The following is a 22,229-nucleotide window of genomic DNA, read 5'->3' as shown; positions in this document are numbered from 1 at the left end:
GAACGAGACGGACACGCGGTCACCGACCGGTCAGCCACCCCAGAGTGTCCGAACTGAGCGCTAACTGGACAGAACCCGCGCGTTACGGATGGACGCAAAGTAGCGAGCCGAATACATTTTCGGCTTGTCACACTCATCGGGTCGCACGTCCAGCGATGGCTCGGCAGCCTCGCGACGTAACCCCGGAGTGAGTGTGGGGGGTGAGGGGATGCACCGCATGACCGACTGCACCGCAGCGAAGGTAAGGCCCGTCTCCACGTGCGGCGGAGCACGAGCGTGACGGGCATGTGGGAAGCCGAGCGAGACGCGTACGACGCGGCGCGGGCGCTGGCCGGCATGGCCGCCCTGCTACGAGCGGCGAGCCGGGCGCCCGCCGACGAGACGGATCAGCGCATGCTGCTGAGCCTCGCCCAGAACGGCGAGGAAGCCGCCCAGCGTGTCGTGTCCTACCTGCGTGACCAACGCGGCGCGGGAGACGGAGAGATGGCCACGGTGCCGTCCCGGCTGGCTCCCTGGCGCGACTGGGTACCGACACGTGGCCACCTGTTCGGCGCCTCCGCGTCGCACGGGCCGGTCCGTGACGTGTCCCAGCCCCGCTGCGACCCGGGGGAGTAACGCCACCTTTGCCGGCCCGTTGCGACTCGGGAGAGTGACGCGGCGGTTCCCCGCCCTGCTCTGGCCCTGGCTCCCGCCTTGCTGTGGCCCTGGCTCCCGCCCTGCTCTGGCCCTGGCTCCCGCCTTGCTGTGCTCTGGAGAGCGGGATCGTCAGGGCGCGGTTCGCAGCGTCTCCGAGGGTGATTCTCCGAAGCGCTTGCGGTATGCCGACGCGAACCTGCCCAGGTGGGCGAAACCCCAGCGGTGCGCCACGGTGGCGACGGTGATCCGGGCCGGGTCTCCGCGCCGCAGGGCCTCACGGGCTCGCGTCAGCCGTATCTGCTGCAGGTAGGCCATGGGTGCGAGGCCGACGTGCCGCCGGAAGCCCTCCTGGAGCGACCGGACGCTCATCCCGCTGAGGACGGCGAGGTCGGCGACGGTGAAGGCGCGCTCCGGTTCCTCGTTGATCGCCTCCACCGCGCGCCGGATCGCCCGCGGCGGTCCCACGGAGGCCGGCGCGACCAACTCGTCGTGATAGCGGTGCGAAACGCTCAGCAGCAGGCCGCTCAGCACGCTGCTGCACAACTGCTCGGCGATCAGCGGCTGGTAGAGCAGGCTCGTCTCGTGGTCCAGTTCGTCGCGGAGCAGTCTGACCAGCCGGCTCCAGCTGTGCGCCGGCCCCTCGGTGAGGTCGAACGTCGACGGCAGGTCGATCGGTCCCTCGATCGGGTGACCGAGCAGGGCGGCGAGCTCGGCCTCGAGCGCCCAGCGTTCGATGCGAAGCTCGAGCTCGGCGGTGTTCGCCTCGTGCCGCAGGTGAATCGGGTCGCCGGGCCGGAAGGCCAGGGCGGTGTCCGGTGTCGCGGTCACCTCGCGGCCGTCCTGCCGGGCCCGGACCCGCCCCGTCGTGGGCAGCGTGACGTGGTACGCGTCCACCTCGGGTGCGTCGACAGTGGCACGGCCCGAAAAGGTCAGATATCCCACCGTGAGCGGTCCGAGTTGGATCATTTCCACCTCGATCGCCGGGTCACCGCCGTCGGGGAAACCGAGGGACACGGGATGGTAAAAACGATTCAGAGCCTCCCTGGCCCTGTTCGCGTCGACGCTGTCGAAGTAGACAGTTCCCGTCGCTGATGTGGCGCGCGGTAAGGCGTCAACCATTGCGCGTGGCGCTCCATCGCATACGGTGAGTATTCGGTCAAAGTCAGTGGACAGTCAACGTGGGCGCCACGCAGTGACCGTTCCAGCACATTCCGGCCATATGAACTACTCTGGCGTTCCGCGCCTACGTGGCGTAACTTGCAGACCAGCGGATTGTTGTAGGAACGCGGGTTCCGAGACGGCGTCCCCAGCGCGCGCCCCTCGCGTACGGCCTTTCCGGGCCGGCGCAAATACCGCGGAAAGTCGGCGTCAGCCCCGGCTCGATGCCAGGAAGAGGGCAGCTGTGTATCTGCCGATCACGACCCGCCAGCTGGCCGACGGGACCGTCGAGATCGCACCCAGCGGTGAGATCGATCTGGACAACGCTCATGTCATGCGGGACGCGGTGAATGACGTCCTGACCAGCATGACGCCGAGCAAGATCTGTCTGGACCTGCAACGGGTCATGCTGATCGACAGCATCGGGATCGGCATTCTGGTGGCCTGCTTCCACACCGCCGCCGCGAGCGGCGTCAAGCTGGTTGTCAGCCATCCCAGCGCCACGGTCTACCGGCAGCTCTGGGTCTCCGGGCTGGTCGGCCTGCTCGGGTGTGCCGAGCCGCCGTCCCCGCGGACTTCGGTGGGGCTGCGCCCCTCCTGACCGGGCGTCCCTCGCGGGCCGATTATCACGCTTCCGTGGGGCGCCGGCCGACCGATTTCGACCGGCACCCCCAGGGCGTGTTCATCAAGGTCAGTGGATCGCCGCCGCCGCGGCTTCCTGCCGGGCGCGCTCGTCACCGGTGAGCGTGGAGAGCGGCTTCTCCTTGATGAAGATCACCGCGATCACCGCGAGGAACGCGATCGGCGCACCGATCAGGAACAGGTCGGCGGTCGCCGTACCGTAGATGTCCTTGATCACGGTCAGCACCTCCGGCGGCAGCGTCTCCAGGTCAGGGACCTGGGCCGGGCCCTCGGCGGCCGCCGCGCCGAACCGCTCGCCGAAGAGCGTGGTCACCCGGTTGGCCAGCACGGCGCCGAGCGCGCTCACCCCGATCGAACCGCCCATGCTGCGGAAGAACGTGAGCGCCGAGGTGGTGGCACCCAGCTCCGCGGCCGGCACGTCGTTCTGGGCGGCGAGCACGAGGTTCTGCATCAGCAGGCCGACGCCGACGCCGAGCACCGCCATGTAGACCGAGAGCACCACGACGCTGGTACCGGCGCCGATGGTGCTGAGCAGCAGCATTCCGACGGTCATCACGATCGCACCGGCCACCAGGTAGGCCTTCCACCTGCCGTACTTCGTGATGAGCTGACCGGCGACGGTGGACGAGACCAGCAGGCCGAAGATCATCGGCAGGCCCATCAGGCCGGCGACGGTCGGTGACTTGCCGAGCGACACCTGGAAGTACTGGGAGAGGAAGACCGTACCGCCGAACATGGCGACGCCCACCAGGACGCTGGCGACGATGGTGAGCGTGACGGTGCGGTGCCGGAAGATGCCGAGCGGGATGATCGGCTCTTTGACCTTCGACTCGACGAACACGGCGAGCGCGAGCAGCACGAGGCCACCCGCCACCAGGGCCGCGGTCTGCCAGGAGGCCCAGTCGAAGCGCTGGCCGGCGAGCGTGGACCAGATCAGCAGCGTGCTGACGCCCGCGGTGATCAGGATCGCGCCCAGCCAGTCGATGTTCACCTCGCGGCGCACCACCGGCAGGTGCAGCGTCTTCTGCAGCAGCGCGATGGCGGCCAGCGAGAACGGCACGCCGATCAGGAAGCACCAGCGCCAGCCCAGCCACGAGGTGTCGACGAGGACGCCGCCGATCAGCGGGCCGGCGATGGTGGCGACACCGAAGACCGCGCCGAAGATGCCGGAGTAACGGCCCAGCTCACGGGGCGGGATCATGGCGGCCATGACGATCATCGCGAGCGCGGTCATGCCGCCGGCGCCGACACCCTGAACGACACGGCTGACCAGCAGTACCTCGACGTTCGGGGTGAATCCGGCGATCAGCGAGCCGGTCACGAAGAGGCCGAGCGAGAGCTGGATCAGCAGCTTCTTGCTCCAGAGGTCGGCCATCTTGCCCCAGAGCGGGACGGTGACGGTCATCGCGAGCAGCTCGGCGGTGACGATCCAGGTGTAGACGGACTGGCTGCCCTGGAGGTCGGCGATGATCCGGGGCAGGGCGTTGGCCACCACGGTGGAGGCCAGGATGCTGACGAACATGCCGAGCATCAGGCCGGAGAGGGCTTGGATCACCTCGCGGTGCGTCATCCGGCCGGACGTCTCCGCCGGAGCGTCGGCCGGTGCGTCGGCCGGAGCTTCTTCTGGGGTGGTGGTCATCGGTTCGCTTTCTGAGGAGGTGTGGGTGCGGTGAGGCCGCCGGCGACGGTGTCGAAGGCCTCACGGAGGTGGTCGGAGAGGGGGCGCGCGGCGGTGTCGGCGGCCCAGCGCATCACGGCCACGCGAAGGGCGGCGCTGGACACCGCGGCGGCGACCGCCGGATAGGCGTGGTCCACGGGCAGTCCGGCGCGCTCGGCGACGGCGTCGGTCAGGCTCTGTTCCGCGGTTGCGGCCGCGGCGATGAGCTGGGGGAGCAGCTGCGGGTTGGCCTCGATCACGCGCATTCGGAGCAGCCAGAGCTCCCGGTCCTCCTGGATGTGGTGGACCGCGGGGGCGAGGGCCTCCATCAGGGCGGCCGGCAGTGGGGTACCGGGTGCGACGGCGAGCAGCTGTTGCCGTATGTCGGTGCAGCCCTCCATGGGGTCGCCGACGAGGGCGTCCTCCTTGGCCGGGAAGTAGTTGAAGAACGTGCGCGGTGACACCTCGGCGGCCGCGCTGATCTCGTCGACGGTCACCCGGTCGGCGCCGCGCTCGTCGACGAGCCGGAGCGCGGCGGTGATCAGCGCGAACCGGGTCTGCTGCCGCTTGCTCTCCCGGCGGCTGGGTGGTGGTGTGGCGGGCACCCGGGCAGGCTACGCGGAAACTTGCAGTCTCTGCAAAGTTTTGTGGTACCGCTCGCATCGCCTCGGCCGGGTGCCGCTCGCATCGCCTCGGCCGGGTGCCGCTCGCGGCGACCTCTGTGCGGGCGCGGGGGCACTCGAAGGTCACAGGACCGGACTTGGCTCCCGCTGGTTGATTTTGATGAGCAGGCCGTCCGGTGTGCGTACCTCGAGTTGTTCGCCGAAATCCCGGTCGGTGCTGAGTTCGGTGACCGTCAGCCCGGCCGCGTTGAGCCGCTCCTGCATCTCGTCCAGCGGCAGGACGCTGCCGAAGCAGAGTTCCACCCCGGGCCGCGACTGCTCGTCACGGGTCAGGGCGAGCTGCGTGGTGCCGAGTTGCATCAGCACCCACCCGCAGTCCTGGTCACCGTGGATCAGCGCGCCGCCCAGCTGCTCGAAGAAGTGGATCGCGGCGGCCATGTCCGCGACGTGTATCAGCGGCCGTAATTGCAGGCCCAAGGCAATCCTCCCTGTTCGTCGTCCCCCGCGAGGCAGTACCGGGGTTCAACGATCAGCAGGCCTGGTGAGTCGTTCAGCTGGGACGGTCAGTCGTTCAGCTGGGACTGCTCGATCTCGGTGAGGGCCGCGGTCAGCCACGGTGCGGCCGGGCGGCCGGCCAGCAGATCGGCGAGCAGGATGGCGGCGTGCCGGGCCAGGGCGTCCGGTTTCGGGGCGGGTACGCCGTCCTCGTCCAGCACGCCGAGAGCCCCCGCCAGCAGCCAGAGGACCACCTGCGGGTCCGCGTCGGGGGAGGACCGGACGCAACTCGCCAGGGCGGCCCGGACGTCGTCGGCGGTGAGCCCGTCCGGGTGGCCGTCCTCGAGGAGGAGCCGGACGGTCGTACCCAGAATGAGGCCGCTCTGGGCCGGGTCGAGGCCCGCCAGTGTGCCGGTCGCGTCGTCGAGTGCGCCGGCGTCGCCGGCCTGGACGGCGCCGACGGCGGCGACGGTGGCGGCCGCGATCGGGCGGGCCGGAGGTGGCAGGTGCCGCCAGCTTTCGGTCATGGGGGCGACCCTACGTTTCCGGGCTGGCAAGGTGAGCAACGGCCGGCAAGGTGAGCAACGCCGGCAAGGTGAGCACAAGGGCACGAGGCGCGAGGAGAGGACCTGCCATGACGAGCCTGAACGCGGTGACGGCCTGGGTGGACAACTACCGCAAGGCCTGGGAGTCGAACGACGCGGACGACATCAGGGACCTCTTCGCCGACGACGCGGCCTACTTCACCGAGCCGTACGCGAAGCCGTGGGTCGGCCGGGAGGCGATCGTGACCGCCTGGCTGGAGCGCCAGGACGAATCGGGCACGACGGCCTTCACCTGGCACCCGCTGATCGTCAGCGACGACCTGGCGGTGATCGAGGCGAGCACCACCTATCCGGATCGGGTCTATCGCAACCTCTGGGTGCTGCGCCTGGACGAGACCGGTCAGGCGCGCCAGTTCACCGAGTGGTGGATGCAGGAGCCTGACTAGTCGCCCTCCGGGATGAAAAGGTCAACGATGGTTTCGCGCCGATTCGGCCCGATAAATGGCTGATGCCGAACTTTGCGGAATGTCTCCAGGGCCTGGACAACAGCAGAATTCCCGGCGATATCCGCTGAATACGAAATGTGAAAGATGAATGGCGCTCGGGGTCGCCCGGATGTGCGAATTCCCGGGCCGTTGGGCAGACTCGCCTCCGTGGAGGTGGAGAGAAAACTCGGCGGCCGATATCGGCTGGAGACCGAACTCGGCCGTGGCGGCATGGCCGTCGTCTGGCGTGCCCTCGACGAGGTGCTCAATCGGCCGGTCGCGGTGAAGGTGCTGGCCGGGCGCTATGCCGGTGAACCCCGGTTCCGGGCCCGGATCCTGCACGAGGCGCGAGCCGCCGCGACCCTCTCGCACCCGAACATCGCGCAGATCTACGATTTCGGGGAGTCCGAGGAGAACGGCCGCCCGGTCCCGTACGTCGTCATGGAATTGATCAATGGGCCGACGCTGCAACAGCGTGTGGCGCGCGGCCGGATTCCGCCGCGCCGCGTCTTCCGGATCTGCGGCGAGATCGCCGCGGCCCTCGCGGTCGCGCACGAGGACGGCCTCGTGCACCGCGACATCAAGCTGGCGAACGTCATGGTCACCCCGGCGGGGGCCAAGGTGGTGGACTTCGGCATCGCCGCGGTCGCGGGTCCGGCGAAACCCGAGGACGCGCTGCTGGGCACGCCCGCCTACCTCGCGCCGGAGCGCCTGACCGGCAGCGAGATCGAGCCGGCCTCCGACGTGTACGCACTCGGTGTGCTCCTTTATCGCCTGCTCGCCGGGGTGGCGCCGTGGAGCGTGGAGACCACCACCCAGATGATCAATGCACATGTCTATCTGGAGCCGGCGCCGCTGCCGCCGCTGCCCGGCGTGCCGGACGAGATCGCCGAGTTGGTGGCCCAGTGCCTGGCCAAGCACCCGGCGGACCGTCCGGACGCGGCCGAGGTGGCGGGCGTGCTGGGTGACGCGGCCGAGGCCGCGAGTGCGAAGAACACCGATGGGGTACGCGGAAACGGCCGAACCGACCCGACCCGGATGGTCACCGCGGTGGACGTCGACGACAGCACCGCCGCCGGGGACGACACGGTTCTGGTCGCCCCCGCGCGAACGGTCGTAGACCGGGCTCCGGGCGTACCCCCGTGGTGGAAGCGGAAGAAGCTCCTGGCCGGCGCCGTCATCGCGGCCCTGCTCGTCGCCGTGCCGATCCTCTGGCCCTCCTCCGGCGACAAGAGGGGACCCGTGCCCGGGGTCGCCGCGCCGCCGGACCCGTCACCGGCAGTGAGCAAAATGGTCCCCGGTGCGACTGCCGGGACGCGCACCGCAGCCGGGCCCACCAGGTCGGAACGCGCACCTCAGGCCGCTGGTAGCGCCTCGGTCGCGCCCGCACCGGCACCCTCGCTGTCGCCGCCGTCAGTCACCTCGCAGGCACCACCGCCACCCAGCGGCAGCAGTGGATCGCCGACCGCGCCCGCAGCCGCGGAAAGTGTCCGGCTCGATTCGGCGGGCGGATCGGTGGTGGCCCGCTGCTCCGAGGGAAAGGCCGAACTGCTGACCTGGGAACCGCGGGAGGGCTTCACGGTGGAGCGCGCCGATCCGGGCCCGGCTGTCGCACCGTCGGTGGTCTTCGCGAAGGACCTGGCGCGTCATCGGATGACCGTGACCTGCGTCGGATCGCGTCCGTCCGCTGTGGTCCTGCCGCTCTGAGACGCCCCGGATCCGGAGGGCGGAGCAGGCCCTAGACTGAGCCTTTTTCAACATGGCGAGGGCCTCGGCCGCCGGCGCCGGACAACGGCTCGGCAGCTTCAAGCCCGATGACAGGTGGAAAATTGCTCACTGCGCCCTCACGCGTGGTGCGAAGGGAAATCGATGACGACCGCGATCACCCTCAGGACCGGACTCGCCCGGCTTCGGGCAGCGGCGACCGGGGGAAACCGCCCGGTTGCGCCACCCTCGGTCCCGAGGTCGCCGGTCGTGGTCAACCTGGTGCCCGACCCCGGTTTCCGGGGGCCGCTGGACCGGCCGTTCGAGGCGGGCGGCGTCCACGTGCACTCCCACAACTCGTGCGAAGCGGGCGAGATCCCCGGCCGGCCCGGCACGTCCGGTGTCCGGGTCGAGGGTGTCGGCCGCACCAACGACACGTACATCTCGCCCGGCGGCCACGAGGCACCCGATGCCATGCGGCTCGGCATGCGAGCCGGGGCGACCTACACCGCGAGCGTCTCGGTCTTCCTGCCCGCACCGCTGACCGGTGGGCTGCACCCGGCCGCGTTGCGGCTGGTCCCGGGCTGTGTGGTGGACTCGGGCACCCGGCAGGTGCTGCCCGTGTCGCCGCCGGCGCGCAACGAGTTCGGCCACCATCGGATCAGCGTGACCTTCACCGTGCCGGCCGGGGCGACGAGTGTGTGGATCAGCCTGCACAGCGGGATGGCCGGGGGCGGCGGTGCCGTTCACTGGTACGACTTCACGCTCACCGAGACGGCGGCGCCGGTCGAGCACTTCGACGGTGACACCCCGGACGACCTGGTCCACACCTACGCGTGGAGCGGGAAGCCGAACGCGTCACCGTCGCGCCGTACCCGCCGGGCCGCTGCCGCGGAGACCGTGTTCGAGGCGGGCGATCCGGACGGGGCGGCGGCGTACGAGCTGGGGCTGCGTGCCCTGGCCGAGCAGCGGTGGACGGCGGCGGAGCAGCTGCTGCGCGACGCGGTGGCCAGGCGGCCGGAGGCGTACGAGCGGGGGTATGCGCTGGCGTCGGCGTACGACCGGCTGAAGCGGGGCGACGACAGCAGGCGGATCTCCGCGACGGCGCTGGAGCACGACAGCAAACTGCCGTTCGACGGCCGCGCCGTGCTCGACCTCGACGCCAAGAACTTCGGTGCCCGCCGCGAGCTGGGAATCTTCGTCGCCGATCGGCTGGAGCAGATCCGGACGCAGGCCGAGCAGCGCCTGGCCGCGCCGGTCACCAGCACCTTCGACCAGCCGATCTTCATGTACTGGGCGCAGGGCTTCACCGAGGCGCCACCCGTGGTCCAGGCCTGTCTCGCCGCGCTCAAGGCGAACAACCCCGGCAGCCGGGTGCACGAGATCACCGACGCCAACGTTCGTAACTATGTAGACGTACCGGAAGATCTTGCTCTTGATCGCCGGCACTTCTCCGACGTGCTGCGGTTGCTGCTGCTCGAGAAATTCGGCGGCGTGTGGGTCGACGCCACCTGTTACGTGACCGAGCCGCTGCGCCCGCGCGTCGACGCGGCCCTCGCCGGCAGCGGAGTCTTCGCCTTCAACTACACCGGTCCGTTCATCTCGAACTGGTTCCTGGCCGCCCGGCCGGACAGTTACGTGCTGCATCTGTGGCGGGCGGCGGCGCTGCTCTGGTGGGAACTGCGTGGCACGGCCGCCGACAACTTTCTCTACCACCACATCTTCGAGATGCTGCACCACCTCGACGAACGCTTCCGCCTCGAGTGGAACACCGGTACGCGGCTCAACTCGAAACCGCCGCACGCGCTGCAGGCGGTGATGTTCCGGCCGTATGACCCGGATACGTATCAGATGATCGTGGAGGGTGCGTTCGCGCACAAACTCCAGTACAAGTACGCGGAGCGGGAGCTGAGCAGCGAGTCGTACCTGGCGCGCGTCATCCGGGGGGATCTGCCCTGAGCGGCCGCGCGCCCCGCTGATCCACAATTCCCGCGAACTCCGTGACCTGCCCGGACAGGCCCTCGCGGGCGGCTTCTCCCGAGTTCGGGCCTTCTGCGCCGTGCGCCATGGCATTACGGTTGCACGTAGTGACCGGACGGGGACGGAGGGGCGCAGCGTGCGCGAACCCGGGATGGCGGGGGCCGATCAGCTGGTCAAGCTGGTGAAGGAGTGTCTCGTGCTGGTCTCCGGGCGGCTCGTCGGCAGCGGCTTCTTCGTGGCGCCCGGGATGATCGCCACCTGTGCCCACGTCGCCGGGGCACCCGGTGACGTGGTGCGCGTCGACTGGCGGGACACCAGTCTGCCGGGCGTCGTTCGCTGGGCCTCACCGCTGACCGACCGCAAGATCGTGCCGTACCCCGACATGGCACTCGTCGAGGTCGAGTCGTCCGGGCATCCGATGGTGTGGCTGGACGACCAGCTTCCGGCCATGTCGGACCAGCTCGTCGTCTTCGGCCACGCCCGGACCTTCACACCGGAGGCCGCGCGCAAGTCCGGCTGGTTCAAGGCCGGCGGTGAGTACGGCGACATGATCCGGCTGATCGACGACGAGATCTCGCCGGGGATGTCGGGTGCCCCGGTGCTCAACGCGGAGACCGGCGGGGTGTGCGCGATCACCAAGGCGACCGCGAACGAGGAGCCCGGCCTGCCCTCGGGCGGTGTGGCGGTTCCGGTGCGGGCGCTTCGGGAGGTCATGGAGCCCGGGCCGTACCGGTTGCTGCGCCGAGGTCACGAGGCCTATCACCGCCGCAACCGGCGCTGGACCGGCCTGGCACACGAGCTGCCCCGCTGCGGTGGTCCGGTCGGCCGCCGCGCGGAGGGTGAGCTGCGCGCCATCCTCGCCCGGCTGCCGGAGGCCGGCCACGATCAGCACCTGGCGGCGTTCCGGGCGGTCGCCGGTGACCTGCCCGACCCGCCCCGGCACCCGCTGCACGATCACGGCGACGTGGTCACCGAGCTGGCCGGGCTGCTGCCGGCCGAGGACGGGTTCCCGCACCTGCTGACGTACGCGATCGAGGTCTCCCGCTCCGCGCAGCCGGTTCTGCTCGCCGAGCTGCTGCGGCAGTGGGCCAGGATGACCCCGCGGAACCGCCGCGACCAGGACGAGGTGGCCAAGCGCCTGTCCGGCGAGAGGCAGGCGGCACCGGCCGGCCCGGCCCGTCTGCCGTCGGTGCTGGTCTACGTGCGTCCCGCCGGGCAGGACCGGCAGCGGTACCACTGCGAACTGTGGCGTTACGCGGGCGCCGACGAGGTGGTGCCGATCGCCACCGAGGAACCGGACCGCTCCCTCGGCGAACTCCGCGGATATCTGCGCGAGCGGCTGCCGGCACTGGCCCGGGCCGTGTCCGGTGAGGGGCGCCCGATGATCGAGCTGGTCCTGCCGTACGAGCTGCTCGACGAGGATGTCGAGCAGTGGCCCGAGGCGCCGGACCGCAATCCGTGGTCGGTTCTCGGGCAGACCAATCCGGTGGTCGTCCGCGATCTGGAGCGTTTCGACGAGCCGGAGGAGCGTACCGAGGACTGGCGGCAGCGCTGGCAGGCTCTGGCGGACCGGGACATGGGCACGGCGCTGACCACGGTGAGCTGCCTGGAGCAGCGCGGCCACCGGGCGCTGTACTCGTTGTTCCGGCTTGATCCGGCTAGGGCCGCCCTGACATTGCCCCGGCCGTTGCGGGCGCCGATCACGCGTACGGTGCTCGAGGTCGGCCTGTACTGCGGCGTACCGGTCATGGTCTGGCGGCGCAACGGGTGTGACGGCGAGCCGGAGAAGTCCCATCAGGACTGTCCGGGCAGCCGGCTCGCCAAGGCGGTCGAGGCCGAGCTGGCCGGGGGCGGCCGGGACGACGTACCCGAACGGATCATGCGGTTGCGCAACCGGGCCGGCGCCGAGGGCGAACCCGAGTGCGGGCACGACGTCGTACTGCTCTGGGACGATCCGGGCCGGCGGCTGCCGCGGCCCCGGATGCTGTCCCCGATGGGGGAGGGGCATGCAACCGGATGACTTTCTGATCTACCGGGGGACCGGGGTCGCCGACGACGATGACGATCCGATTCGGCGTCTGCCCCCACCACCACCGTGGCGGGTGTTCGACGGGGAACCGGTGGCGGTACTCGACCGGAAGGCTCCGGTCGGGCAGCGCCTGCAGTACCGGACCAGGGCTGTGCCGTACCAGGCGGACCCGAGCACCGTCACGATGGTGAACCTGGCCCTGCATCTGCGCCGGCCGCTGCTGGTCACCGGTGACCCCGGCACCGGCAAGTCCAGCCTGGCCTACGCGGTGGCGCACGAGTTGCGCCTCGGCCGGGTCCTGCGCTGGCCGATCACCAGCCGGGCGACGCTGACCTCGGGTCTCTACCACTACGACGCGGTGGCCCGGATCGAGGAGGCCAACGTCCGGGCCGGCGGGCAGGCCGGTGACGGGTACTCCGAGATCGGCCGGTTCGTCCGGCTCGGGCCGCTGGGCACGGCTTTCGCTCCGTACGGGACGCCGCGCGTGCTGCTCATCGACGAGATCGACAAGAGCGACATCGACCTGCCGAACGAGCTGCTGGACATCTTCGAGGAGGGTGAGTACACCATCCCGGAGCTGCAGCGGATCGCGGACCGTAAATCGGCCGTGGAGGTTCGCCCGGCCGACAACGGCGGCCGAGTGATGATCAAGGACGGGTACGTCCGGTGCCGCGAGTTCCCGTTCGTCGTGATGACGAGCAACGGCGAGCGGGAGTTCCCGCCCGCCTTCCGCCGCCGGTGCATCGAGCTGAACCTGGCCGAGCCCGACAAGCGCCGGATCCAGGCGATCGTCCGGGCGCACCTCGGCGACGAGGCGGCCGATGAGGCGGACGGCGTGATCAACGACTTCCTGGTCCGGCGCGAGCAGGGGCAGGTCTCCATCGACCAGCTGCTCAACATGATTTATCTACAGGTGAGGGCCGGTGGTGACCACCGGATCGACCGGGACGAGCTGAGCGACGTGATCCTGCGCCCGCTGGACGGGCCGCCGGGATGAGCACCCCGATAGAGCGCCTGCTCGCCGTCCTGGAGGCGGCCGGCGTACGGCTGACCCCGGCCGAGGTGGCCGAGGCGATCTGGCTCGCCATGCGGGTGGACGTGAGCGGCGCGATACCCGGCCCGGAACCGCCGGCGGAGCGGCCCGCCACAGGCCCGGCGCCGCCCGGGGACACCGCGACCGAACGGGTCGACGTGCGGTTGCCGAAGCCCCGGCCGGCCGAGCCGGCGGCGGAACCGCGCGAAGCTCCGCGGGATGAGCCGGTGGAGCGGGACCCGGGTGGAGCGGCTCCGCTCGGCCTGGACCCGGTGCCGGGCTGGCCGCTGCTGCTGCGCAGCGCCGCGGCCCTGCCGGACAGTGGACGGGTGCTGCGTGCGTTGCGCCCTCTCAAGCGCAGCACACGTACGGGCCACCGCGTCACGATCGACGAGGACGCCACCGCGCGGCAGATCGCCGAGCGTCGAGTGTGGACCCCGGTCTGGCGGCCGGAGGCGAACCGCTGGCTGCACCTGACCCTGGTGCTGGATCAGAGCTCGGTCGGCGGCGTCTGGACCCGGCTCGGGCACGAGCTGCGGGTCGTGCTGGAACGGCTCGGCGCGTTCCGGACCATGCGGGTGGTGAACCTTCGCCTGCGCGAGGACGGCACGTTCGGTGGCTCGCTGAGCAGCCTGGCCGATCGTACGGACGCGCAACTGCTCCTGGTGCTCAGCGACTGTGTGAGCGGTCCCTGGCACAGCGGGGAGGCGGCCCGGCTGCTCGGGCGATGGGCGGCGCGAGCACCTGTCGCCATCCTCCAGCCGCTGCCGGAGCGGCTGTGGTCACGTACCGGAATCGATCCTGTCCCCGGGCGGCTCTCCGCCCCGCGGCCCGGCGCCCCGGCCGCGAACTACGGGTTCGTCTCCGCCCTGCGACGCCGCCCCTGGCCGGAGAAGGTCTTCCCGGTGCCGGTCCTGGAGATCGAACCCCGCTGGCTGCGCCCCTGGGCGAACCTCGTCGCCGGCCGGGCGGTCGGCGGCATCGACGCGATGGTCGTACCCGTCGCCGAGGACCTCCCGCTGACCCGACCGCCGGAACTCGCGCCGGACCTTCCGCCCGGCGAGCTCCCGGCGCCCGGTGCCGCCCGGCGGGAGGCCGAGCTGCGGGTGAGCCGCTTCCGTGGCGGCGCCACCGCGCCCGCCTACCAGCTCGCCCGCTACCTGTCCGCGGCCGTCCCGCTCAACCTGGCGGTGATGCGGGTGGTGCAGGCGGTGATGGTGCCCGACTCCGGCCCCTCGCATCTGGCCGAGGTGCTCTACAGCGGGCTGCTCGAGCCGGTGCCGATGGGTGCGCGGGCCGGTGACGAGCAGCATTTCGACTTCCGCCGGGGAATCCGCGACGCACTGCTGGGCACGCTCGACCACGCCGAGGCGGGCCGGGTGCTCGCCGAGGTCTCCAGCTACGTCGAGCGGCACCTCGAGCGGACCGGCGCGTCGTTCACCGCGGTGGTGGCGGCCCCGGTGGGCAGCCTGAACTTCCCGGCGCTGCGGCAGCCGTTCGCCCGGGTCCGTACCGAGGTGCTGCGCCGCCTGGCCGGCGACCAGGAAACGGTGGCCGAGCCCGGCACACCGTCGACTGCGGCCGGCCGGCGTGCGCCCGCAGGAGCCACCGCCCGTCTCACCGTGCTGCACCTGACCGGTCCCCGGGACACCACCGCGGAGATCGTCGCGCAGTGCCGCCGGGACGGGATCTCACCGCACCTCGTGGTGCTGACCGGCGGTGCCGCCGAGCGCGCGACCCGGACCGAGTACCAGGCGGTCGTCCGGCAGCTGGACGAGCTGCGGGCGGCCCTGGCGCTGCCCGCCGGGCGGATCGTCGCGGTGCCCGGCCTGTCCGACGTCAACCTGGCGCTCTGCCAGGCGCACTTCCTCTCCCAGGCCGCCGAGGGTGCGGAGCCGATACCGCCGTACTGGCCGAAGTGGGAGCCGTTCGCCGACTTCACCGCGCGACTGCCCGGAGCCACGCCGTTCCAGCAGCACCAGCCGTGGCAGTTGCTGCCGGTCCCGGCCCTGCGGACCGTGGTCGCCGCACTCAACTCCACAATGGCCGTCAGCCACCGCGAGGGCGATGCGTACGGCGAGCTCGGCCATGATCAGCTTCGCTGGTTCGCCGGCCGGCTGCGGGAGTACGAGAGACGCGGCTGGTTGCGAGTGGGTGCGCTCCACCACGATCCGGCCGCGGGAGGGCTCCGGGACGCTGACGACTTCGCGCTGGCGCTCGTGCCCCATCTGGACGTGGTCCTGCACGCGCACGGCGGCGGTGTGCGGGAGATCGAGTACACCGGTGTGCCGGCGGTCGGAGCGGCCCGGGACGAGGGCGGGCGGCTCCAGGTGGTGGATCTGCGGCCGGGGACGCTGCGGGTGCTGCCGGGGGAGCAGGCGTACGCGTACGGCGACCACTGGTGGCCGGCCGCCGTGCCGGAGCCGGTCGCGGAGCCGCCGCGGGAGAACCGGACCGATCTGGTGGCACGGGTGGTTCAGGCGTTCCGGGCCCGTACCCCCGGAGTGCCGATCGAGGAGCATCCGTGGCCGGTGGCTGGTGGCGCGGCGGCGGGATACCTCGTGATCACGCCGGCTGACTCCGGTGTCCCGTACCGGATCGGGGTCTTCGACGGCGAGCCGGGACCGGAGATCGTGCGCCGTTTCCTCGACGACGTCGTCCGGCTCGGCGTGCCGGGCCGCGACGCGGTGCTGGTCTGCCGGACGGCGCCGGACGACGCCGGACTGCTGGAGCGGGCCCGCGGCCAGGGTGTCCGCCTGGTGAGCTTCGCCGACTTCCAGCTCGGCAGCGACGTTCTGCGATACGCGCAGGTGCAGGCCGCGGCTCTCGCGGCGGACACCGAGTTCCCCGCCGCACTCTACGTTCCGCAGCCCTGCGTCGTGCTCGATCCGCAGACGGGGGAGTGGTCCGCGAGGCAGGCCGACCCCGCGATCGGCGCCCTGGGCAGGCTCCGTGGCTGGCTGTCCCTGCCGGAGGGTCAGATGATCGCGGTCGCCGGTGCGTCCGGTACCGGTAAGACGTTCCTGCTCCGGGAGCTGGCGCGCAGGCTGCACGCCGGTCGCGACCCGGTTCTGCCGGTTCTGGTCGACCTGCGGAACCTGGACTGGCGGGTCGGCCTGGACGAGCTCGTGGAACTGCACCTGGCTCGCGGCGGGATCCGGGAGGTGAATCTGGAACGTGGCCGGTACCTGCTGCGGGAGGGCCGGGTCGCGCTGCTCTGCGACGGGCTCGACGACCTCGCGGCGCGCGCCGTCCACGACCGCCTGCGGGACTGGGAGGCGGGAGCGCGGACCGGTCCCGGCCGGGGCAAGGTGATCCTGGTGAGCCGGGACGCCGATCTGCTCACCGACGCGCTGCGGCCGTACACCGCCGGGGATCCGGCCGGTGTGACCACCCGCTGGATGCAGCTGGTGGGTCTGCGACCGGACAACATCCGCGAGTTCCTGGTGCGACGGCTCGGCGACGCCGGCCGGGCACAGGCCAGGATGGAGCTGCTGGAACAGGTCGGCGGCCTGATGGGGATGGCGCGCAACCCGCGGATGCTCGCCTTCATCGCCCACATCGATGAGGCGCTGCTGCGCTCGGCTGCCTCCGGTGGTGGCCAGACGACGGTGGCCGGGCTCTACCGGTATCTGATCACCGAGTGGCTGGAGGACGCCCGCGGGGTCGGGTTCGGCACCACCCGGCTCGACGATCTGGCGCAGGCGGTCACCTACCTGGCCCGGCGGCTCTGGGAGTCGGGTGAGCCGGCGCTCGGCGCGGACGCGCTCGGTGCCGCGGCGGACGTCTTGACCCGCGTCGCCGGCGCCGACACCCCGGGCCGGCGGGAGACCGCGCGCCTGCTGGGTGCGGGCACTCTTCTGGTACGCGACCCGTCGTACCGCTTCCACTTCGTCGACCACTCGATCCTCGAGTGGCTCGTCGCTCAGGAGATCGCCGGGTACCTGGAGCCCGGGCGGCACACCGGGCGGCTGCACGGGCTGCTGCACCGCGAGCTGTCACCGCTGATGGTCGAGTTCCTCTGCGACCTCGCCGGGCACCGACTCGCCCGCAGGTGGGCGATGACCGCGGTCGCGGATCCGGCCGTACCCGTGGAGGTCGAGGCGGCCGCCCGCCAGGTGCTGAAACACCTGGAACGCAACCAGTAGCCGGCTCACCAGAGCCGGGCGCCCGCCGGTGCCCAGTTCAGCTGCGGCAGGTACGGGTCGAGTTCACCCGGCTCGAACCGGCACATGCCGATCGCGTACCAGTACTCGCCGCTGGTCGTGGCGTCCAGCATGTACTGATCGTCGAGCAGAACCGCTGAGCCGCCGGCGGCCAGCGGCACCAGCAGGGCGATGAGCCGGTTGTGAACGGTGTCCCAGATCCTGATCGCCCGGTCCCCGCCGGTGCAGGCCAGGTGCCGCCCGTCCGGGCTGTAGCTCAGCGAATGGATCCAGCCTGTCCGCCCGGCCAGGGTGACGGCGAGCAGGCCGGTCTCGACGGTCCAGATCCGGATGGTGCCGTCGGTGCCGGCACTGGCCAGCCGCTTGCCGTCCGGGCTGAACGCCAGCGTGTGCACCGAGCCGCTGTGTCCGCTCAGGACCAGCGGCGCCTCCCGGCTCACCGTGCTCCGGATCCGGATCGTCCCGTCCTCGTCGGCGCTGGCCAGCCGGCGGCCGTCGGGGGAGAACGCGATCGCCTGGATCTGGTTGGCGTGACGGACCACGATCTGGCGCTTGCTCTGGCCGCCCAGCGGCCAGATCTTCACCGTGCCGTCGCGGCCACCACTGGCGAGATGGCTGCCGTCGGGGGTGAACGCCAGCGTGGTGACCGCACCGTGCCGGCCCGCGAAGGTCTTCGCCTGCACCCCGTCGACGACGTCCCAGAGGTAGATCATGTCGTCGGCACCGCCGCTGGCGAGATGCCGTCCGCCGGGAGCGAAGGCGATCGAGTGCACCGCGCCGGGTCGCACCGGCAGGAACGGCGTGACAAGCGTGTCCGTGGTCAGGTCCCAGATGCGGATGGAGCCGTCCGGTCCCGAGCAGGCGAGGTGCCGCGCGTCCGGCGAGACCGCCAGTGCGGAAACTGCCACGTCACGGTTACCCGGCGGGCGCAGGACGCGGGGCTGTTCGCCGGCCACCGGGCTCCAGATCCGTACCGAGCCGTCGTCCGAACCGACCGCCAGCCACGGGTCGTCGCGGCGTGGCGAGAAGCAGAGCGACCGCGAGTCCTCGGCGCTGCCGCGCAGGGTGCGCAGGCCGTGGCCCTCGACGGTGTCCCACATCCGGACGGTCCGGTCGCTGCCGGCGCTCGCCAGGGTCGGGCCGTCCTGGTAATAGGCGACCGAGTGCACCAGCCCGGTGTGGCCGGTGAGGGTGTGTACGGTCCGGCCGTTGTCGCTGTCCCAGATCCGGATGGTGCCGTCGTCGCCGGCGCTGGCCAGCCGCCGGCCCTCGGCGGAGAACGACAGGGTACGCACCCAGCCGCGATGCCCCGCCATGGTCTGGACGGTCGCCTCGGCCGCCACGTCCCACAGGTAGATCTGCCGGTCGTCGCTGGCGCTGGCGATGCGGTCACCGGTCGGCGCCCACGCGATCGCGTGAATCGTGCCGGTGTGCCTGATCAGCGTGTGCTCGGTACGGCCGGTGGCGGTGTCCCAGATCCGGACCGACTCGTCCTCACCGGCACTGGCCAGGTGCTGCCCGCCGGGCCGGTACGCGACGCACCGGATCCCACCGCTGTGCCCGGTCAGGGTGTGCACCGTACGCCCGGTGGCGGTGTTCCAGACCCGGACCTTCTCGTCCTCCCCGCCGCCGGCCAGGTGCCCGCCGTCCGGGCTGTAGGCGAGGCTGCGGATGCGGCTGCTGTGCCCGGTGAGTTCGCGCACCGTACGGCCGGTGGCGATGTCCCAGATCCGGATCACGTCGTCGTCACCGGCGCTGGCGAGACAGCGCCCGTCGGCGGTGAAGGCGACGGCCCGGACCGGGCCGGTGTGCCCGGGCAGCACCCGCAGCGGGAAGCCGTTCGCCGCGTCCCAGATCCGGACGACGCCGTCCTCCCCGCCACCGGCCAGCAGCCGCACCGCGGAGGAGACCGCGACGGCGTTGACGACAGCGGACGACGCGATCTGTGGTTCGGCGGTGGTCACGCCGGGCAGGGCGGCACCGAGCGTGTCGGCGGAGCGCAGTTCGTCGGCGTCGGTCCCGACGGCCGCCACCATCGCGGCGCGGCGCAACCGGGTCCGGGTGAGGTTCGCACCGGTGAGGTCGGTGCCGAGCATCCGTGCCCCGGTCAGGTCCGCCGCGGTCAGGTCGGCATCGCGCAGGGACGCCTGATCGATCCGGGACCAGGCCAGGTTCGTCTGGTTCAGGTTCGCCTCCTGCAGGTTGGTGCCGACGAGCCGGGCGTTCGTCAGGTCGGCGCCGCTGAGATCGGCGCGGGCCAGGTTCTGGCCCGAGAAGTCCTTGCCGCGCAGCACCTGGCCGGGCATGTTGAGCCGCTGGGCGAACGGGACGCCGATGTGGGCGAGGATCTCCATGGCGTTGCGCGCCATGCCACGCGCGGTCGGCTGCACGGCCAGAACCTCTTCGGCCCAGTTACGGATGAAATCGTGCCCGGCCAGATCGCACAGGAAATCGATCATCAGGGGAGGCATGGACTTGCCGACCAGCCCGGGTGAGGCGCCGCCCCCGTCGGTGAGCTGACGAGCGATGTGCCGGGCGATCAGCCACTCCCGGACCGAGTGGTGGACGAAGGTGAACCGGCCTTCCCCGGACCGGACCAGCAGCGTGCTGGAGCCGAGCAGATGGGCGCTCTCCTCCGGCTCCAGACCGGCCGCCTCGCCGGCGGTGGTGACGGTGAGGTCGGACAGCGTGGCCGCCGCGGTACCGAGGTCCTTGCGGCTCAAACTGTCGTCCGGCGAGTCCCACAGTCGCAGCGCCAGCAGGGTGACCGCGTCCATCAGCACGTGCTCGTCGGGTGCCCGCGGGCCCAGCCGCTTGAGGCGATCCCTCTCGTACCTCAGCCAGCGCTCGATCACCTGCCGGTACAACTCGGCGGCGGTGATCGGGTCGCGGGCGTCGTCCGGTGCCGGCAGCGGCTCCTCACCCAGCTCCAGATCGGTGATGAAGCTGAGCATCCGGGGGTTTCGGGAGAGCCCGAGCAGGTCCTTGACCTCTCGCAGGAACTCGAGGCGGCGCTCCGCGCGGGCCGGGTCGCGCAGATGGTGGGTGAGGTAGCTGAGGATCTGGTGGTCGTCGAAGTCGGCGAGGCGCACGAGCCGGCGGCCGGCGCCGAACTGGGCCCCGAGTGCCGCGAGGACGTCGGCGTCGGTGAGGAAGTGCTGGTCCCGGCTGGTCAGGATGACCTTCGCCCGATCCTCGGCGGCCTGCACGATGGTGTCCAGATGGTTCGTGGCCCGGTCATAACTCACCCGGGTGGCCAGCTCGTCGAAGCCGTCGAAGAGCAGCGCGACCCGGCCCTCCCGGCGTAGGTAACGGAAGGCGTCGAGGTCGATCTGCCGCTGGCCGTGCCGGGAGAGCTGGACGGCGATCAGCTCGTCCAGGCTGTAAGCCTTCTCGAAGCCGCGCAGGTCGATCAGCACCGGTACGGTCCGCGAGCCGTCGTCGTGCATCCGCCGGGCGAGCTCGTGCAGCAGGAACGTCTTGCCGTGCCCGAATGTGCCCAGCACCACCACGAGGCGGCCCTCCGGTGCGTCGACCCAGTCGCGCAGCCAGGCGAGCAGGTCGGTGGACGGCGGCGCCTCGGAGGGCGCTCGCGGGCCGGGCAGGAACTCCGTGTAGCGCTGCGGCACGTAGGAGGCCGGAGGGTAGACCGGGTCGCTGTCCAGCGCGGCGGCCTGGCGCTCGGCGAACCGGTCGAGGTCCGGCCCGAGCTGGAAATCAGCGAACGAGACCAGGGTGATGCCCCGGCCGCGTGCCGCCGCGATCAGGTCCTTGCCGGCCGGTGGGCCCGCGTGGACCAGGGTCGCGGTGCGCCCGGTGCCCCCGGTGCGGAATCGGTCCAGCACCCGGGCGAACCATTCGATGTCGTCCGGGCCGGGGCCCGGTGCGCAGACACCGATCGGATGCTGCTCGGCCGGGCCACGGTCGTTGTTCGCCCGGTCGGGGGAGATCCGCAGGTAGGCGACCCGCTCCGAATCCGGCTGCGGCACCAGCGTGACCTCGGCGTCCGGGAAGCGCAGGCGGCACACCTCGGCCACCTGATCGGTCACGCGCTGCAACTCGGTCAGCTGCGCGGGCTCGTGGGCGACGGTGTCCGGCCGCCGGGGTGCGGGATGTGGCAGCGCGATCGAGTCACTGCCGGCCGGGTGCGGGCCGGCCGGCAGCGCCCGCACCCGCACGTGGTCACCATGTGTCTCGATCAATTGCCAGGCGGCGCTCCCGCCGATGATCGGTGCCCACTCGCCGGCCAGACGAGAGACCGCGGGCTCGTCCGGCTGGCCGTGCACCACCAGGTCCAGGTGCGGGGCCAGGGTCGCGGCGAAGCGGTCGGCGTCGGCGAGCCGCGCGGCGCCGACGTCCCGCCCGTCCGGCCGGTGGTGCAGCACGCCGATCCGCAGCCAGTCGCCGCGCTCCCCGGCGCTCAGCCGGTCGGCGAACCAGTCGAGCTGCTCCGGGCCGAGCAGTCCGTGCTCGTCCTGCGGCAGGTGGCTCAGCGCCATCGTGGAGTTGAAGCCGGCGACGACCACCCGCAGGTCGGGGAACTCGGTGAGGGACCAGGGCTCGTCCCTGGGCAACTCGGTCCCGTGGAATCGGCTGAGCATGGTGGAGAACGGCTGCCATTTCTCCCAGTACGGCGGAGCCGGCTCCTTCTCGTCGCCCTGGCACTCGAGGAAATAGGCCTGGCACTTGAGCCTGTTCACGTCGCTGGTGCCGGGAACCAGCACTATTCGCCGGTGGTCCAGACCCAGCGTGTCACGCAGGGCACTCAGCAGCTGACGTGCGATTTCATATTCGCCCGGCGTGGCGCGCTCGGCGAGATTTCCGGTGATCACCACAAGATCGGGAGAAGCCGTGGCACCGGGCGCCTTGAGCTGATCAAGAACGTCCTCGACGATTGCGGACGGCGAACGGTTCTCGGAGCGGATCTTGCGCGCCGTGGCCAGAAAGTCCCGGCAGTGCAGAATCATGATCGGCTGTGGTGCGTTGACCGGCATTCCTCCCACTTGCGGGAGCCTTTCCCCTGAAGAGGCGGGTGGGCGGTGCGGCACGCGGACCGCGTCCAGAAGCACCGTCAGA

Annotated in this window: 14 protein-coding genes; 8 read left to right on the top strand and 6 right to left on the bottom strand. The window is 71.3% G+C overall.

The window, feature by feature from the left end; genetic code table 11:
- Positions 1–285 precede the first annotated feature (285 nt).
- Entirely contained in the window at positions 286–615 is a 330-nt protein-coding gene (locus ACFQV6_RS03495) for a hypothetical protein (RefSeq protein WP_378026251.1), read from the top strand.
- A 150-nt stretch (positions 616–765) separates the two neighbouring features.
- Here the strand turns inward: ACFQV6_RS03495 and ACFQV6_RS03490 are convergent, their stop codons facing one another.
- A complete protein-coding gene (locus ACFQV6_RS03490) occupies positions 766–1,755 on the bottom strand; it encodes an AraC family transcriptional regulator (protein ID WP_378025839.1) in 990 nt (329 codons plus the stop codon).
- A gap of 283 nt (positions 1,756–2,038) precedes the next feature.
- Between ACFQV6_RS03490 and ACFQV6_RS03485 the strand changes: the two genes are divergently transcribed.
- Positions 2,039–2,395, top strand: a complete 357-nt coding sequence (locus ACFQV6_RS03485; protein ID WP_328461928.1) for an STAS domain-containing protein — start codon at positions 2,039–2,041, stop codon at positions 2,393–2,395.
- 90 nt (positions 2,396–2,485) lie between these two features.
- On the opposite strand, the gene ACFQV6_RS03480 is transcribed toward ACFQV6_RS03485, so the two are convergent.
- The 4 genes from ACFQV6_RS03480 to ACFQV6_RS03465 all read right to left on the bottom strand — a co-directional run bounded on the left by ACFQV6_RS03480 (position 2,486) and on the right by ACFQV6_RS03465 (position 5,738).
- Entirely contained in the window at positions 2,486–4,075 is a 1,590-nt protein-coding gene (locus ACFQV6_RS03480; protein WP_378025838.1) for an MDR family MFS transporter, read from the bottom strand.
- Complete coding sequence (locus ACFQV6_RS03475; RefSeq protein ID WP_378025837.1) at positions 4,072–4,698, bottom strand: TetR family transcriptional regulator; 627 nt, start codon at positions 4,696–4,698, stop codon at positions 4,072–4,074. The genes ACFQV6_RS03480 and ACFQV6_RS03475 overlap by 4 nt, the downstream gene beginning before the upstream one ends.
- A 141-nt stretch (positions 4,699–4,839) precedes the next feature.
- Positions 4,840–5,193: a VOC family protein gene (locus ACFQV6_RS03470; protein WP_378025836.1), complete on the bottom strand. Its 354-nt coding sequence runs from the start codon at positions 5,191–5,193 to the stop codon at positions 4,840–4,842.
- Between the two features lie 86 nt (positions 5,194–5,279).
- Positions 5,280–5,738: a hypothetical protein gene (locus ACFQV6_RS03465; RefSeq protein WP_378025835.1), complete on the bottom strand. Its 459-nt coding sequence runs from the start codon at positions 5,736–5,738 to the stop codon at positions 5,280–5,282.
- Between the two features lie 107 nt (positions 5,739–5,845).
- Between ACFQV6_RS03465 and ACFQV6_RS03460 the strand changes: the two genes are divergently transcribed.
- From ACFQV6_RS03460 to ACFQV6_RS03435, 6 genes are all read left to right on the top strand, one after another.
- Positions 5,846–6,202: a nuclear transport factor 2 family protein gene (locus ACFQV6_RS03460; protein WP_378025834.1), complete on the top strand. Its 357-nt coding sequence runs from the start codon at positions 5,846–5,848 to the stop codon at positions 6,200–6,202.
- 207 nt (positions 6,203–6,409) lie between these two features.
- Positions 6,410–7,948, top strand: a complete 1,539-nt coding sequence (locus ACFQV6_RS03455; RefSeq protein ID WP_378025833.1) for a serine/threonine-protein kinase — start codon at positions 6,410–6,412, stop codon at positions 7,946–7,948.
- Positions 7,949–8,215: 267 nt separating this feature from the next.
- Positions 8,216–9,904 carry a capsular polysaccharide synthesis protein gene (locus tag ACFQV6_RS03450; protein WP_378025832.1) on the top strand — a complete coding sequence of 563 codons (1,689 nt, stop codon included), beginning with the start codon at positions 8,216–8,218 and terminating at the stop codon, positions 9,902–9,904.
- A gap of 157 nt (positions 9,905–10,061) precedes the next feature.
- Positions 10,062–11,945, top strand: coding sequence for a trypsin-like peptidase domain-containing protein (locus ACFQV6_RS03445; RefSeq protein WP_378025831.1), 1,884 nt, complete (start codon positions 10,062–10,064; stop codon positions 11,943–11,945).
- On the top strand, positions 11,932–12,951 hold the full coding sequence (locus ACFQV6_RS03440; protein WP_378025830.1) for an AAA family ATPase: 1,020 nt from the start codon (positions 11,932–11,934) through the stop codon (positions 12,949–12,951). The genes ACFQV6_RS03445 and ACFQV6_RS03440 overlap by 14 nt, the downstream gene beginning before the upstream one ends.
- Positions 12,948–17,135: an SAV_2336 N-terminal domain-related protein gene (locus tag ACFQV6_RS03435; RefSeq protein WP_378025829.1), complete on the top strand. Its 4,188-nt coding sequence runs from the start codon at positions 12,948–12,950 to the stop codon at positions 17,133–17,135. The genes ACFQV6_RS03440 and ACFQV6_RS03435 overlap by 4 nt, the downstream gene beginning before the upstream one ends.
- Positions 17,136–17,140: 5 nt before the next feature.
- On the opposite strand, the gene ACFQV6_RS03430 is transcribed toward ACFQV6_RS03435, so the two are convergent.
- Entirely contained in the window at positions 17,141–22,147 is a 5,007-nt protein-coding gene (locus ACFQV6_RS03430) for a pentapeptide repeat-containing protein (protein WP_378026250.1), read from the bottom strand.
- Positions 22,148–22,229: the final 82 nt, after the last annotated feature.

The sequence above is a fragment of the Actinoplanes sp. GCM10030250 genome, from assembly GCF_042666575.1.
Classification (GTDB): domain Bacteria; phylum Actinomycetota; class Actinomycetes; order Mycobacteriales; family Micromonosporaceae; genus Actinoplanes.
The sequence above is the reverse complement of the archived record's forward strand: the minus strand, read 5'-3'. Positions and strand labels throughout refer to the sequence as shown.